This is a genomic window from Stutzerimonas stutzeri, from assembly GCF_002890895.1.
GTDB classification, from domain to species: Bacteria; Pseudomonadota; Gammaproteobacteria; order Pseudomonadales; family Pseudomonadaceae; genus Stutzerimonas; species Stutzerimonas stutzeri_AB.
In genome coordinates this window covers 80738-93853 of the sequence record NZ_POUL01000007.1, presented here as the reverse complement: position 1 = coordinate 93853, position 13116 = coordinate 80738, and the positions used below count along the sequence as shown (strand labels likewise).

16 protein-coding genes are annotated in these 13116 nt (G+C 60.8%); 11 read left to right on the top strand and 5 right to left on the bottom strand.

Annotated features, from left to right (window positions below):
- Positions 1 to 135: 135 nt before the first annotated feature.
- Genes fliD through CXK96_RS14480 form a run of 8 tightly spaced genes read left to right on the top strand, consistent with a single transcriptional unit; the run spans position 136 to position 6346 of the window.
- Positions 136 to 1443, top strand: a complete 1308-nt coding sequence (gene fliD, locus CXK96_RS14515) for a flagellar filament capping protein FliD (protein ID WP_102837148.1) — start codon at positions 136 to 138, stop codon at positions 1441 to 1443.
- Positions 1440 to 1838 (top strand): flagellar export chaperone FliS, encoded by a 399-nt coding sequence (gene fliS / locus CXK96_RS14510; RefSeq protein WP_102837147.1) that lies wholly within the window; start codon positions 1440 to 1442, stop codon positions 1836 to 1838. The genes fliD and fliS overlap by 4 nt, the downstream gene beginning before the upstream one ends.
- Positions 1822 to 2145, top strand: a complete 324-nt coding sequence (locus CXK96_RS14505; RefSeq protein WP_102837146.1) for a hypothetical protein — start codon at positions 1822 to 1824, stop codon at positions 2143 to 2145. The genes fliS and CXK96_RS14505 overlap by 17 nt, the downstream gene beginning before the upstream one ends.
- Entirely contained in the window at positions 2142 to 3317 is a 1176-nt protein-coding gene (locus CXK96_RS14500; RefSeq protein WP_102837145.1) for a flagellar hook-length control protein FliK, read from the top strand. Before CXK96_RS14505 ends, CXK96_RS14500 begins: the two co-directional genes overlap by 4 nt.
- Positions 3318 to 3353: 36 nt before the next feature.
- Complete coding sequence (locus CXK96_RS14495) at positions 3354 to 3815, top strand: flagellar basal body-associated FliL family protein (protein ID WP_102837144.1); 462 nt, start codon at positions 3354 to 3356, stop codon at positions 3813 to 3815.
- Positions 3816 to 3825: 10 nt separating this feature from the next.
- Positions 3826 to 4560 carry a FliA/WhiG family RNA polymerase sigma factor gene (locus CXK96_RS14490; protein WP_102837143.1) on the top strand — a complete coding sequence of 245 codons (735 nt, stop codon included), beginning with the start codon at positions 3826 to 3828 and terminating at the stop codon, positions 4558 to 4560.
- A gap of 2 nt (positions 4561 to 4562) precedes the next feature.
- Complete coding sequence (gene motA / locus CXK96_RS14485; RefSeq protein ID WP_045422662.1) at positions 4563 to 5435, top strand: flagellar motor stator protein MotA; 873 nt, start codon at positions 4563 to 4565, stop codon at positions 5433 to 5435.
- Positions 5432 to 6346, top strand: coding sequence for an OmpA family protein (locus CXK96_RS14480; protein WP_102837142.1), 915 nt, complete (start codon positions 5432 to 5434; stop codon positions 6344 to 6346). The genes motA and CXK96_RS14480 overlap by 4 nt, the downstream gene beginning before the upstream one ends.
- Before the next feature lie 401 nt (positions 6347 to 6747).
- On the opposite strand, the gene CXK96_RS14475 is transcribed toward CXK96_RS14480, so the two are convergent.
- The 5 genes from CXK96_RS14475 to flgA all read right to left on the bottom strand — a co-directional run bounded on the left by CXK96_RS14475 (position 6748) and on the right by flgA (position 11355).
- Positions 6748 to 7230, bottom strand: a complete 483-nt coding sequence (locus CXK96_RS14475) for a hypothetical protein (RefSeq protein ID WP_102837141.1) — start codon at positions 7228 to 7230, stop codon at positions 6748 to 6750.
- Complete coding sequence (locus CXK96_RS14470; RefSeq protein ID WP_102837140.1) at positions 7227 to 8099, bottom strand: winged helix-turn-helix domain-containing protein; 873 nt, start codon at positions 8097 to 8099, stop codon at positions 7227 to 7229. Before CXK96_RS14470 ends, CXK96_RS14475 begins: the two co-directional genes overlap by 4 nt.
- A 354-nt stretch (positions 8100 to 8453) precedes the next feature.
- Complete coding sequence (lafA, locus tag CXK96_RS14465; RefSeq protein WP_102837139.1) at positions 8454 to 9392, bottom strand: lateral flagellin LafA; 939 nt, start codon at positions 9390 to 9392, stop codon at positions 8454 to 8456.
- A gap of 99 nt (positions 9393 to 9491) precedes the next feature.
- Positions 9492 to 10346 carry a lateral flagellin LafA gene (gene lafA / locus CXK96_RS14460; protein WP_102837138.1) on the bottom strand — a complete coding sequence of 285 codons (855 nt, stop codon included), beginning with the start codon at positions 10344 to 10346 and terminating at the stop codon, positions 9492 to 9494.
- A 340-nt stretch (positions 10347 to 10686) separates the two neighbouring features.
- A complete protein-coding gene (gene flgA, locus CXK96_RS14455) occupies positions 10687 to 11355 on the bottom strand; it encodes a flagellar basal body P-ring formation chaperone FlgA (protein ID WP_256061641.1) in 669 nt (222 codons plus the stop codon).
- A 234-nt stretch (positions 11356 to 11589) separates the two neighbouring features.
- Between flgA and flgB the strand changes: the two genes are divergently transcribed.
- From flgB to CXK96_RS14440, 3 genes are read left to right on the top strand one after another with little or no spacing between them, the layout of a single operon-like run.
- Positions 11590 to 11955: a flagellar basal body rod protein FlgB gene (gene flgB, locus CXK96_RS14450; protein ID WP_102837137.1), complete on the top strand. Its 366-nt coding sequence runs from the start codon at positions 11590 to 11592 to the stop codon at positions 11953 to 11955.
- A gap of 3 nt (positions 11956 to 11958) precedes the next feature.
- The gene (gene flgC, locus CXK96_RS14445) at positions 11959 to 12387 is read left to right on the top strand and encodes a flagellar basal body rod protein FlgC (RefSeq protein WP_021209033.1); all 429 of its coding nucleotides are present in this window, start codon (positions 11959 to 11961) and stop codon (positions 12385 to 12387) included.
- Positions 12387 to 13070 carry a flagellar hook capping FlgD N-terminal domain-containing protein gene (locus tag CXK96_RS14440; RefSeq protein ID WP_256061642.1) on the top strand — a complete coding sequence of 228 codons (684 nt, stop codon included), beginning with the start codon at positions 12387 to 12389 and terminating at the stop codon, positions 13068 to 13070. The genes flgC and CXK96_RS14440 overlap by 1 nt, the downstream gene beginning before the upstream one ends.
- The last annotated feature ends 46 nt before the right edge of the window (positions 13071 to 13116 follow it).

The following is a 13116-nucleotide window of genomic DNA, read 5'->3' as shown; positions in this document are numbered from 1 at the left end:
CGGCACTTCCCCGTTTCCTGGTCCTGTCACGTTGCGGAAGCCTTTTTTCTGCATGCCGTTTGCTGGAAGGCCCATATCGCGGGCGTTTCAGACCTGGCATGCAATCTGCTCTAGAAACAACAAGAGGGGATGGTGATGGCTATAAATTCCGATTACGTACAGCAGATGTCGACGCAGTTGGCGACTTACGAAGTTCAGTCGTCGCTGGATCGGCTTAACCGCAACGAGTCCCGCTACAAGGCCCAGCGTGAAGCGCTGAATTCGCTGCGCACGTCGATGACGACCTTCAAGTCCGCCATCACCAAGCTCAACAGCAGCACATCGAGCATGTTGACCAACAGTGCAACCTTCAGTCAGGAGGGTTATGCCACGGCTAGCGTGGGCACTACCGCAACGGCCGGTACCTATGACTTTTTCGTCGAGCGCCTGGCCAGCAAGCAGCAGGTCGCGGTACAGGGCTTGGTCGATGGCAGCCTGAGCGGCACCCTGACGCTGAATGCCCAATCGTTCGACCTCAGCCAGTACGCCACGCTTGGCGATGCCGCCACGGCCATCAACGACGCCGGTCTCGGTGTGCAAGCGACCCTGGTGCGCAGCAACGGCGCGGTCAGTCTGGTCGTCAGCAGTGAGCAAACCGGCGCTCCCAATGCATTCAGCCTCACAATGACAGGCAACGCTGCCGCGACCACGACCACGCTATCGACTGCCCAGGACGCGATGGTTCGTATGGGTGGCAGCTATGGCGTGGGCGGCATCGAGCTGACCAGCGCCAGCAACACCTTTACCGACGTCATCGACGGCGTAAGCCTGACCGTGAGCAAGACGCATGCGGCGACCGACACCCCGCTGACCGTCACGGTGGGCCAAGACAAAGCCGGCACACAGGCCAAGGCGCAGACATTCATCGACGCCTTCAACGCCCTGATGACCAGTTTCGATTCGCTGACCGCCAGCGGCAGCGATAGCGCCAAACGCGGCGCACTGGCCGGCGATTCCAGCGTGCGTTCCATCGAAAGCCGCCTCAACAGCCTGTTGCGTGCCGACTTCGGCGGCAAGAGCCTGATCGAATTCGGCATCAGCGCCGACCGCAACGGCAAGCTGACGATCGATGCCAAGCGTTTCGAGGCGGCCGTCGCCAACGATCCTGCGGGCTTCGAGGAGCTGTTCACCGGCACCGACAAGCTGCTGGAGAGCATGGACAAGACTGTCGCCAGCTACACCAGCAGCACCAACGGCCTGCTGAAGAACCGCATGGACACGCTGGACATGAGCCTGCGCCGCATCGACGAGCAGTTCGAGACGCTCCAGCAGCAGTACGACACCCATTACAGCCGCTACCTGCGGCAGTTCACCAGCATGATGCAGACCATGCAGAGCATGGAGCAGACCAGCGGAATGTTCTCGATGCCCACCACATCGCAAGCTAACGGATTGTTCTCATGAACAGCTATCACCCCAACGACAGTTATGACAGCTACCGCTCGGTAGACCTCGAGGCACGTGCTGCCTCGGCTTCGCCTTACGAACTGGTGCTGGTGCTGATGGACGGCCTGCTGGACGAGCTGGCCCGCGCCCGCGGCCACATCGAGCACAAACGGTACCAGCAGAAGGGCGTATCGCTGGAAAAGTGCATGAACATCCTCAACGGCCTCAACGGTGCGCTCGATGAAGAGGGCGGCGGCGAGGTGGTTCAAGGGCTGGCGCGGCTGTACGAGTACTGCATCTACCGGCTCTCGGACGTCAGCGTGTCGCTGTCGCTGGAAGGGCTGGACGAAGTGATCAACCTGCTCGGCATTCTCCGCGAGGGCTGGGAGGGCGTCAGTGCCGCCCGTAAGTGACAGCGAGCGCCTGATGGCGCTGCACGGCGAATTGCAGGCGGCGTTGCAGAGCAATGACTGGACCGCCGTGGCCACGGTTGATGCGGCGATTCGTCAGTGTCTCGAAACACTGGCCGGTCGGCTTGAACTGGACGAGCCGACGCACGCGGCCAAGAGCCGCCTCAAGCAGCTCCACGGGGAAGGCCTGCAAGCCTGCGCCGAAGAGTGCGAGCGTCTGCGCCTGCTGCTGTTGAACCACCTCGAGCACGCCGAAGGGCGTGCCGCCTACCAGCGCATTGATATGTTCCAAGCCGGAGACAGGGGATGATGATCCAGTCGATATCAGCAACGCGTACGGCAGCCAGTGGCGAATCCGCGGTGCCGGTTGCTGCGCGTGCGAGCCAGGGCGGGCAGGCCACTGTTGGTCAAGCCATGGCTGGCAATGCCATGCGCGGTTTCGGCGAGCGCATGCTGCTGGCGTCGAGCGCGGGTGACGATCTGTCTTCCGAAATTGCTGCCCCCACGCTGCAAGGCCCCCTACCGGTATTGGCGGCTGAGCAGGGCCACGTGCTGCAGGCAGGCGGCAGTGTCAGCCAGGGCAATGAAGCGCCCCAGGAGTTGACGCCTGAGCAATGGTTGCTGGGCATGATCGATCAGCAACTGGCCGAAATTCAGGCGCGTGATGCTGCACAACCGGGCGCCGCGCCTGCGCCACAGGCGCTTCCGCAAGCCACCGCAGCGACCCCCGACGATCTGCTGAGCGCATTGCCGGGGCAGATCCAGATGACTGACGCCCCGCTCAATGCCGTGCCGGGCGATTCGCTGAACATTGTGAAGATGGCTGTTCAGGGCCGCACCGTCGAGCTGAACCCGGTGGCGACGGCCATGCCCAAGCCCATCGTCGAGATGGGTGTCGGCCAAACCCTGGCCGCCGCAGTCACGTCGGCCGATGCCATGCCGGCCGCGTCGCTGGACTCGCTTCTGGAGGTCGCTGAGCCACTGGAAGCGGGCGACCCGCTGACCGCGACGGTCGAGCGCGGACAAAGCGCGCCGCTGCAGTCTGCGGACCGTGCGCTGAAGTTGCAGGCACCGGAGGCCAAGTGGGGCGAGCAGATGCTCCACGCCTTGCGCGAAAACGTCGATCTGCAAATCCAGCAGAAGATCCAGAGCGCCACCATTCGCCTCGACCCACCCGAACTGGGCAGCATGGAAATCCTGCTCAACCACGAGTCGGGCCGGCTGAACGTACAACTGTCCGCAGCGAACGCCGATGTGGCGCGCCTGCTGCAGCAAACCAGTGACCGTCTGCGCCAGGAGCTGGTGGGCCAGCATTTCGTCCAGGTCAACGTGCAGGTCGGCGCCGACGGCGGCGGTCAGCAGGGCCAGCAGCGCCAACGCCCGGTGCTGGCAGGGGAAGAAACACCTCTGGCGGCCCGCCCGCAGGAGCAAGCGCCGGAACGCGAAAGTGCCCGGACCCGTGATGTCCTGGTGACGGTCTGAGCCGATTCAACCTAATTAGCCATTTGTGAGTGTGTTATGTCGACGCCCCGTATTGTTCTGCTGATGCTGTTGCTCAACGTCCTGACCGTTGCCGGTGGCGTTGGCGCCAGCTACTGGCTGCTCAAGCCCGGCCTGGAAGGCTCCAGCTCGGGCGAAGTCGCGGAGGCTGAACCGGTCGAGCCCTCGGAGTACGTGTTCTTCCCGGTGCAGAAGATCATCGTCAGCGTGCGCGGCGACGGACGTGAGCACTACTTCGTGCTGGACCTGGCGCTGCAGGCGGAGGTATCTGACGAGCCACCGAAATTCGAGCAGGCCGAGCCCATCGTGCGTAACTCGGTGGTGGGCTACCTGTCGTCCCTGCCTTTCGATGAATTGCGTGGGTTGAAGATCGGCGAGCTGCAGGAGCGTCTGGAGAAGGCGCTCTTCGCCGACTTCGCCAGCAAGAACGCAGCGGTGCCCTTCGAGCACGTGCTGGTCAACAAGCTGATCGTGCAGTAAAGGCCCCGCCATGAGTGCCACTTGCCCCATCGACTACTACGGCGCTACGCCGGCGGGCCCTTCGGTGTTCGCACCGGCGGTCGAGCAGCGCTGGCTGATGCAGTACCTGCCGCTGGTCAAACGCATCGTTCGCCAGCTGTCACTGCAGGCCAACCAAGTGCTCGACCGCGAGGACATGGAGCAGATCGGCATGATGGGGCTGCTCGAAGGTTTGCGTCGTTACGGCGAGCCGGACGAAGGCTTCGGCAAGTTCGCGTCCCTGCGTATTCGTGGCGCGATTCTTGATGAGCTGCGCCGCCAGGACTGGCGTCCGCGCCAGGTTCGCCAACAGGCACACAAGGTGCGCGATGCGATCCGCGACCTGTCACGACAGCTGGGCCACGAACCCAGCGACGAGGAAATCAAGGCCCACACCGGCCTTGATGAAAAGGAATACCAGGCGTTCCTCTGTGCGGATTCATCAGAGGCCATCGAGAGCCTCGACGAGCTGCTGCAGAGCGGCCACGAGCATTTTCCAGACACCACCGAGCTGTTCGAGGAGCGCCTGATCAAGGAGCGCGTCTTAGCGCAGGCGCTGGCACGGCTGGACGAGCGTGAGCGCCTGGTGCTGACGCTGTATTACCAGCACGAACTGAGCCTGAAAGAAATTGCCCTGGTGCTGGAAGTCAGCGATGCCCGGGTCTGTCAGCTGAGCAAACAGGCGATCGGCAAGGCCTGCCGATTCCTAACCGAGAGAAGTCAGTAGTCATGCAGAAAGTATTAGGCGCCTTCATCATCATCGGCTGCGTGCTGGGCGGCTACGCCATGGCGCACGGCGACATGCGCATGCTCTGGCAACCGGCCGAGGTGGTCATCATTCTCGGTGCCGCGCTCGGCAGTCTGGTGGTCGGCAACCCCAAGGAAGTCCTGATCGAGATGCTGCATCAGATCAAGGGTGTCTTCTCCTACCAGCGTCGTGGCGAGGAGTTTCAGCGCCAATTGCTGATGCTGCTCTATGAGCTGCTGGAAATGGTCGACGTCGGCGGCCTCAAAGTGCTCGATTCGCATATCGAGGAGCCGGAGCAAAGCGATCTGTTCGTTCGCTACCCGCTGATCCTTCAGGAAAAGAACCTGATGGCTTTTATCGCCGACAACTTCCGGCTGATGGCGATGGGCAAGATCAGCGCTCACGAGCTGGAAGGGTTTCTTGAGCAGGAGCTCGAAGCCATGGAGCACGCCCTGCTACAGCCGGCGCGCTCATTGCACAAGATCGGCGAAGCCATGCCTGGCTTCGGCATCCTCGCAGCGATCATGGGCATCATCATCACTATGGGCAGCATCGGCGGCAGCGTCGCGGAAATCGGTGCGCACGTAGCGGCAGCGCTGGTCGGAACCTTCCTCGGCATCTTCTTCTGTTACTGCCTGATGGACCCGCTTTCCAACGCCATGAGCCAGCGGATCAAGACCGAACTCTCGGCGCTCGAATGCGTGCGCACCACGCTGGTTGCCCATGTCGCCGGCAAGCCTACATTGCTGGCGGTCGACGCCGGTCGCAAGTTGATCGAGCAGGACGTCAAGCCCGCTTTCCGCCAGCTGGAAAAATGGGTGACCCAGTACGAGGAAGAAAGGGACGCCGCATGAGGAGCCGGGACAAGAACAAGGGCGGCGGCGAGCACGAGATCATCATCAAGCGCCGCGGCAAGAAGGGTCACGGCGACGAGCATGGCGGTGCCTGGAAGGTGGCCTTCGCCGACTTCACCCTGGCGATGATGGCGCTGTTCATGGTGCTGTGGATCATCCAACCGCAGATGAATCAGACCAACCCGTCCTATGGCGAGATGGAGAGCAATCCGCTGGTCGATGGCGGGGCGGGTATCTTCGACGGCACCAGCACCTCACCGCTGGAACTCGACGGCGTACCGGTCCGCCCACCACAGACCGAAGAAACCGACCGCATCGACGGGAAAAGCGACCAGGACGGCAGCCATAACTACGGCTCGACCGAAGAGCTGAAGAAGCTCGCCGAGCTGATGCGCGAAGTGGCCAGTGAAGTCGATGCGTTAGCGAATCTGGAAGTGGACGTGGTTCCGCAGGGGCTGCGCATCCTGATCAAGGACGACCAGCAGCGCTTCATGTTTCAGCGCGGTAGCGCGACCCTCAATCCGCATTTTCAGAAGCTGCTGGGCGTACTCGCCGGCGTACTGGCAAAGGTGGATAACAAACTGATCATCAGCGGCCATACCGATGCCACGCCCTATCGGCAGAAGAACGGATACAACAACTGGAATCTGTCCGGGGATCGTGCCCTGCGCGCCCGCAATGCGCTGGTCGATGCCGGTCTCGGTGAACGCGCGGTGCTGCAGGTGACCGCTCAGGCCGACGTCATGCCGCTGCAGCCCGAAGATCCGCAGAACGGTGCTAACCGCCGCGTGGAAATCCTGTTGCTCACTGCTTCAGCCGAGGCGCTGTACAAGGAATTGTTCGGTGACAGCTACGGCAAGGTGCGTTTCTCCGAGAGCGGAGCGAGCTATAGCGGAGCGGCTACAAACTGATAGGTCATTGGGTGCCCGCTCGTGGCGGGTTGCAGGTCTACGGAGCGAGCGCCTCAGCCATTGATTGCGAGCAAGCTCAATCCAAACAGGTTGGACAATGTAGGCCGCAGCGTCGGGACGAGGCTCCTTGATTCGAACCCAGGAATTTGCCGTTTGTAGGAGCCAGCTTGCTGGCGAATCGGCGTCGAGGATGCCGCAACCCTCGACGCACGCCGCACCCTCATTCGCGAGCAGGCTCGCGCCTACAAGTGCGCGATGCAAGTATCGGCTTCGGCATTTTATCTAGCGAAGATCCCACCCGTACGAGCCAGCTACCGGCAACGCGTCTAGCGTCGGACTGATCATGACGTGCCGACAGCCCATTACTACCACGCGTTATCGCAATTGCTGGCAGCCCTGCTTCATCCGCGGTTGGGGTGATCGTCAGCGCAATAAACCTGTCGGGTTTCTACGCCGTATAGGCACGAGCCGACCTGCTCGAGTGTGATGCGCGCCCCTTTGTGCGAGCCGTAAAACAGGTTGAACACCAGGTCATCGTCCATTTCGTCCTTTGATCCCAGGCCGTGCACCTGGCCTTCTTCCACGACCAGCGATGCCCGTCCGAGCAGATCGGTTTCCAGGCGACCGGACGCCTCGACGATGGCCGGCGCGTTGCGCGTCATGGAATAGAAACGGCCCTTGTTGAAGACCAGACTCTGACTGACCTTGAGGGTCGTGCCGTCGCTCAGCAATACATGCCCGCTGGAACTGTAGTGGCCATCGAGACTGGCTGAGGCGTTGCCGGTGGTGCCCATCGCCACGAACGCCCACAGCAAAAGCGCGGCGGGTGCCATCACGAGCAGTATGCGTTTGCCGACCGCGCCGGTTTCGTTCTGGCTGTTCATTGCAGGCACCCTTGTAGCTTGTCGTTGGGAATCGTCTGGATCTGGCTCTTGTGAACCTTCAACCAATTGACCCGGCCGTCGCCTTGCAGGCAACGGATCTCATAGAAACCCGGGGACATGTTGACGATCAGTCGGGTCTGTTCGGCACTCATGTTGGCCAAGGTATCGACCAGAGGTCGCGTTTCCTTAACCAGCGAATCGAGCAGGCGCTGATTCTTCTCCACGTAGAGCACCTCGAGGGCGCCCACCTCCACCGTCTGGGTGAACGAGGGCGTCGAGTGGCTGGCCAGGCGAAAGCCAAGGGTCGCCAGGCCCAGCAGTATCAGCAACCCTGAGCCGGCGAGCGCGAGGGTCTGCCACGAGCGGTGACGGCGGCCAGGTTTCGGCTGCTCGGCCATTGGTACGGGGCTTGGCAGCGGCAGCTCAATCACGCCCGTGTCGGCAGCTTCGGCAACGACCATCACCGGTGCGGCTTCGATTGATGGCTGCGCTTGATCGCCGATCAGATACTGCGGATTGAACAAGTAGCCACGGCGCGGCAACGTCTGGATGATCTGGCTACCGCCGTCGAACAGTGCCTGGCGCAGGGTGTAGATCTGCTGATTGAGACTGCCCTGACCGACTACCCGACCTTCCCAGGCGTAAGTCATCAGCTCCTCTCGGGAAACCACCTCGCCGGGGACCAGCAGCAGGCGCTCCAGCACGCGGCTCCCGGAAAAACCGAGGTCTAGCGTCTCTTCATTGTCTTCACGGATAAGTACGAGCTGGTACTGCGCGCGCTCGAAACGAGCCGCGCAACCGTCTTGGCCGGTTTTCAACAGGGGGCAGACGAAGGCATCGGTGGCCGAGGGGGTCAGAGATGAGGTCATTAGCGCCTGGGTTCGGATTTTGCGAGCAAATGGTTTTACCGGTGTGATCACCTTGGCAAAACAAGACGGCGGCATATTGGCGTCGTTTTTTTGATCCCGCAAGGCGGTGGCACCAAAAAGGTGCTGAACGGCTGTGAAAGCCGGAGCGCGGTCGTTTGAGCGCAACAGGGCAGATATAGGTACCAAAAGCGCTGTTGTTGGATTAATTCGGCATATCTTGTGATGAACCCTATCGCTCAACAATCACAGCCGTTTGTCGGAGGGCGCATTTCGGCTCTTTTAGAAACGCAAAAGCCCCGAGCGAGTCGGGGCTTTTCGTAGCCGGTCATTGCAACCGGCGATATCGCGTACCGCTTAGCCCAGCAGGCCCATGACCATGCCTGGCATCTGACCGGCCTGCTTGAGCATGGAGATGCCCGACTGCATGAGCATGGAGTTCTTGCTCATGTTGGCGCTTTCGATGGCGAAGTCGGCATCCATGATCCGGCCTTTGGCCATGTCGGTGTTGTCCTTCATGTTCGCCAGGTTGTTGCTGGTGTGGTTCAGGCGGTTGATGTTGGCGCCGAATTGAGCGCGTACGGAACCGATTTCGTTCAGCAGGGTATCCACCGTCGTGATCGTTGCGTTTGCGTTGCTTGTTGCGGTCTCTGGTGGGCCCGCCGCAATTGTGACGATGTCGGTACCGACTGCCGTGGCGTCAGTACCGTCATCGGAGAACATATCTGAGGCAGCCTTAAGCGCGGTGGCGACGGTGCCCAGAGAAGTCTGCAGATCGAAGCTCATTGTTTCGCTGGCGCTGGCGCCAATCTGAAAACTAACCGCAGCGGCCCCAAATTTTCCGGTATCGCCATCGAGACCGGTTGCCGCTGTACCGTCGCTAAACAAGTTTTCGCCAGCATATTTTGTATTTTTAAAGATGTTGCTCAGCTCTTTACCTAGCTCATCGTACTCAGCCTGGATGGACTTGAGATCGGAAACGCCATTGGTTCCGTTTGCAGCCTGGGTGGCAAGGTCTTTCATACGCTGCGCGATGTCAGTCATCTCGCTGAAGGCGCCTTCAGCGGTTTGCAGCATAGAGGTGGCGTCGCCAACGTTCCGCATAGCTACGCCCATTCCCCGGGATTGGGCGTTCAGGCGAGTGGCGATCTGCAGACCAGCGGCATCGTCGGCAGCGGAATTGATACGCAAGCCAGTACCTAGGCGCTGCTGGTTGGTGGCTAGCGCATTGTTCGACTTATTCAGCGCGGTGTTAGTGGTCAGCGCCGAATAGTTGGTATGAATGGACAAGGCCATGGTTGGAATCCTCAAATTTAGCGAGCGTTATGAGCCCCTAAGGGCGTGCGGTGCGGCGAGGACCGATCTGGCCGTCTCGCCGCAGCCCTAAGCGATGGATTAGCCCAGCAGGCCCATGACCATGCCTGGCATTTGACCGGCTTGCTTGAGCATGGAAATGCCGGACTGCATGAGCATGGAGTTTTTACTCATATTGGCGCTTTCGACTGCGAAGTCGGCGTCCATGATCCGGCCCTTGGCCATGTCGGTGTTGTCCTTCATGTTAGCCAGGTTGTTGCTGGTATGGCTCAGGCGGTTTATGTTCGCGCCAAGCGATGCGCGAAGTGAGCCGATATCATTAAGGGCACCTTCCAACTTAGCGATACCGCCTTGCGGGCCTGCCGTTGCGGTTGAGGCAACGGTTAGGTCAATAGCAAGGCCATCGACCAGATCCCCTGTAGTAGTGAGCTTCTGTAGGGCTGCGCTGACGTCTAGGCTAAGTGTCTCTTCGCTGCTGGCACCGATTTGAAAAGTTACTGCATCATCAAGCTTGCCGCCCTTTAACAGGGTTTCGCCCGCATACTTCGTGTTGTCTAAAATATTATTTATTTCTTTACCGAGCTCTTTATATTCGGCATCCAGCGCAGCAAGATCCTTAGCTCCGTTTGTGCCGTTTGCTGCTTGAGTAGCGAGATCCTTCATTCTCTGAACGATGTCAGTCATTTCGCTGAACGCACCTTCTGCAGTTTGTAGCATTGAAGTAGCGTCGCCGGTGTTGCGCATTGCAACGCCCATGCCGCGGCTCTGGGCATTCAGGCGGGTGGCGATCTGCAGGCCGGCGGCGTCGTCGGCAGCGCTGTTGATGCGCAGACCGGTACCCAGGCGCTGCTGGTTGGTGGCCAGGGAGCTGTTCGACTTGTTCAGCGCGGTGTTGGTGGTCAGCGCGGAGTAGTTGGTATGAATGGACAGTGCCATGAAGATGATCCTTTTTGCGTTGGGCTGTTAGGAGCTGGCTTGACTGCCTGCTGAAAAGGTAAGGCGACAGCACCAAGCGAAGGATTAAATCCTGACGTCAAAATTTTTTGTATGGCCCCGAAAGTCCCGAGACATACGGTCGGGCTTGTTTATCCTTGCCGAAGCGCCGGACAGGAGCGAGCTTTTGTAGGAGCCAGCTTGCTGGCGAAAAGGACTGCACGGACGCTGTTCGCGAGCGAGCTCGCTCCTACAGGGCGCGCGCCGAAGCGTCGAGATGGCTCCGGCTTATTGGCGTTAATCCGGGCGTGCTCCATGAGCGACCCGTCTCCAGCATTCCGTACTAGAACGTACTGGTCACCACACCTGCTTCCAGCACCTTCGCATCGATCACCTTGCCGCTACCGACGTTGCGTACGCGGATGACGTCGCCTGGCTGGCCGTCGGCCAGGGCTTCGCCGGAGGTAGAGGCTTCGATGCCTTCTTTGTTGGCGACGATCTTCACCGGCTGGCCGCGTTTGACCGCCATGGCTTGTTCGAGCAGCGCCGGGGTGATGGTCTGGCCGGCGCGGATGCGGCGTTTGGCCGCCAGGCCGACCACCTCTTCGATGCGGTTGTAGTAGCCGCGCCGGGCCTTGGCGACGTTGATGCGTTGCAGCTTGAGGTCGTTGGCGGTCAGGGTCTGGCCGCGGTCGATGATGCCTTCGGCGTGGACGGCCGGAAGGAAGACGTGGGCTTGGCCTGTGGCGTTCGTTGACCAGCCGGGTGTGTCGACGCAGCGAAGCTGCAGGTTCTGCCGCTCCATGGCCGACGGCGCCTCGCCCGTCGCCCGGACCTGGAGCACTTCGGAGCAGCGCGGCAGATTGGCCGCGCTGGCCGGCACGCTGATGTCGTAGCGCAGTTGCATGCCTTGCCAGCCCTGACGCGAGGCCTGCTGTTCGAGCATCAGCCGCAAGTGATTTTCCACGGCCTGCTGAACCTGCGTCGTGGCGTCCGCCTGCGCCTGGTGCATGACACCCATCAGTAGAAAGGTGACGAGCCACCATGCGGAAGGCGCTTTTCCGCTTCCGCATGGCCGCTTCTCGCCAAGCGGAAAAAGGCGCTCGCTGCGTTCGGCTCTGTTCTCTTTTTTTCCCTGAAAAATCAATGGACTACCCATATCTGTAGGTTCGGCACGCTTTCTGCAAAACGTCTGCAAAGCGGTGGGCTGGGTTCAGCCTGCACAGGCTGCAAAGGGTATCGGCAAATGAGTATACGGATTGATGATGCGCTGGGCGTTCACGAGCGTGCCCTCGGTCTGCGCATGCAGCGCAGCGAAATTCTCGCGGCAAACCTGGCCAACGAAGACACCCCGGGCTTTCAGGCGCGGGACATTGATTTCAGCAAGGAAATGCAGCGGCTCGACAGCAGTACTTCGTCGCGCGCCAGCATGGTCGGTACCGATCCGCGTCTGCTGTTCCGCGTGCCGAGCCAGGCTTCGCAGGACGGCAACACCGTCGAGCTGTCGACCGAGCAGGCGCAGTTCTCGCGTAACTCGATGGATTTCCAGACCAGCCTGACCTTCGTCACGATGAAATTCCGTGGTTTGAAGCAAGCCATCGAGGGCCGTTAAGCCATGTCGTTCGATTCTATCTACCGCATTGCCGGCTCGGCGATGAACGCCCAGACCGTGCGTCTGAACACCGTGGCGAGCAACCTGGCCAACACCGACTCGGCGGCCAACAACGCGGCCGATGTCTACCAGGCGCGCAAGCCGATGTTTGCCGCCGTGTATGAAAACAACTCGCTGACCCGCGGCGTCGGCCTCGGTGGTGCTCATGTACAGGTGCTCGACGTGGTCACCTCCGGCGCCGAGCCCAAGCGTCGCTATGAGCCGGGCAATCCGCTGGCCGATGGCGATGGCTACGTCTATTACCCGGACATCAACGAAATCGAAGAAATGACCGACATGATGTCGGCCACGCGCAGCTTCGAGACCGGTGTCGAGGTGTTGAACCGTGTGAAAAGCATGCAGCAGAGCCTGTTGCGCCTGGGAGAATCCTGATGGCAGTGACCAATAATCTGCAGGGCAGCGGTCTGCCCGGCAGCCATGCCAGTGACCTGCCCAAGCAGGCGGTGAACGTCAGCGATTCCACACAGATGGAAAACAACTTCATCAGCCTGATGGTTGCGCAGATCAAGTACCAGGACCCGACCAAACCGGTCGACAGCACCGAGTTTCTCAACCAGTTCTCGGCCATGTCCCAAGTCAAGAGCATGGAGAACCTGGCGACCCTGGCCAAGAACAACCTGGTCTTGACCGACAACCTGCAAACCCTGACGGCCGCCGGTCTGGTCGGCCAGCAGGTAAGCGTGGCAGTCGAGTCGCTTGAGCTGAGCGGCCAGACGGTTGGCGGCGGCTTCGACCTGAGTCATGCCTCGCCGCGCACCGCGTTGCTGCTGACCGACTCCAATGGCACCCAGACCCGTATCGAGTTGGGCGCGCAGTCCGCTGGCAAGGTGCCCTTCGTCATCGATCCGGCCAAGCACGGCCTGCGCGACGGCCAGTACAGCGTCAGCATCGAGTCGGTAAACGGCGAGTTCCCCCGGGTGGAAGTCGCCGGTCAGGTCTCGAACGTGCGCGTCAGTGCCGAAGGTCCGGTGCTGCAAGTGAAGGGCGTCGGTTCGGTGCCTTTCTACAACATCCTCGAATTCGCCCAGGCTGACGCCGGGCTGCTCGGCGGCTGAGTCCCTGGGCTCGCCAGTCTTCATTTCCTTTTAAGTACGAGATCAG

What these genes read in the sequence shown, in the direction of transcription:
- fliD (WP_102837148.1), top strand. Translation starts at nt 136, where the DNA reads ATGGCTATAAATTCCGATTACGTACAGCAGATGTCGACGCAGTTGGCG.
- fliS (WP_102837147.1), top strand. Translation starts at nt 1,440, where the DNA reads ATGAACAGCTATCACCCCAACGACAGTTATGACAGCTACCGCTCGGTA.
- CXK96_RS14500 (WP_102837145.1), top strand. Translation starts at nt 2,142, where the DNA reads ATGATGATCCAGTCGATATCAGCAACGCGTACGGCAGCCAGTGGCGAA.
- CXK96_RS14495 (WP_102837144.1), top strand. Translation starts at nt 3,354, where the DNA reads ATGTCGACGCCCCGTATTGTTCTGCTGATGCTGTTGCTCAACGTCCTG.
- CXK96_RS14490 (WP_102837143.1), top strand. Translation starts at nt 3,826, where the DNA reads ATGAGTGCCACTTGCCCCATCGACTACTACGGCGCTACGCCGGCGGGC.
- motA (WP_045422662.1), top strand. Translation starts at nt 4,563, where the DNA reads ATGCAGAAAGTATTAGGCGCCTTCATCATCATCGGCTGCGTGCTGGGC.
- CXK96_RS14480 (WP_102837142.1), top strand. Translation starts at nt 5,432, where the DNA reads ATGAGGAGCCGGGACAAGAACAAGGGCGGCGGCGAGCACGAGATCATC.
- CXK96_RS14475 (WP_102837141.1), bottom strand. Translation starts at nt 7,230, where the DNA reads ATGAACAGCCAGAACGAAACCGGCGCGGTCGGCAAACGCATACTGCTC.
- CXK96_RS14470 (WP_102837140.1), bottom strand. Translation starts at nt 8,099, where the DNA reads ATGACCTCATCTCTGACCCCCTCGGCCACCGATGCCTTCGTCTGCCCC.
- lafA (WP_102837139.1), bottom strand. Translation starts at nt 9,392, where the DNA reads ATGGCCTTGTCCATTCATACCAACTATTCGGCGCTGACCACTAACACC.
- lafA (WP_102837138.1), bottom strand. Translation starts at nt 10,346, where the DNA reads ATGGCACTGTCCATTCATACCAACTACTCCGCGCTGACCACCAACACC.
- flgA (WP_256061641.1), bottom strand. Translation starts at nt 11,355, where the DNA reads ATGCACCAGGCGCAGGCGGACGCCACGACGCAGGTTCAGCAGGCCGTG.
- flgB (WP_102837137.1), top strand. Translation starts at nt 11,590, where the DNA reads ATGAGTATACGGATTGATGATGCGCTGGGCGTTCACGAGCGTGCCCTC.
- flgC (WP_021209033.1), top strand. Translation starts at nt 11,959, where the DNA reads ATGTCGTTCGATTCTATCTACCGCATTGCCGGCTCGGCGATGAACGCC.
- CXK96_RS14440 (WP_256061642.1), top strand. Translation starts at nt 12,387, where the DNA reads ATGGCAGTGACCAATAATCTGCAGGGCAGCGGTCTGCCCGGCAGCCAT.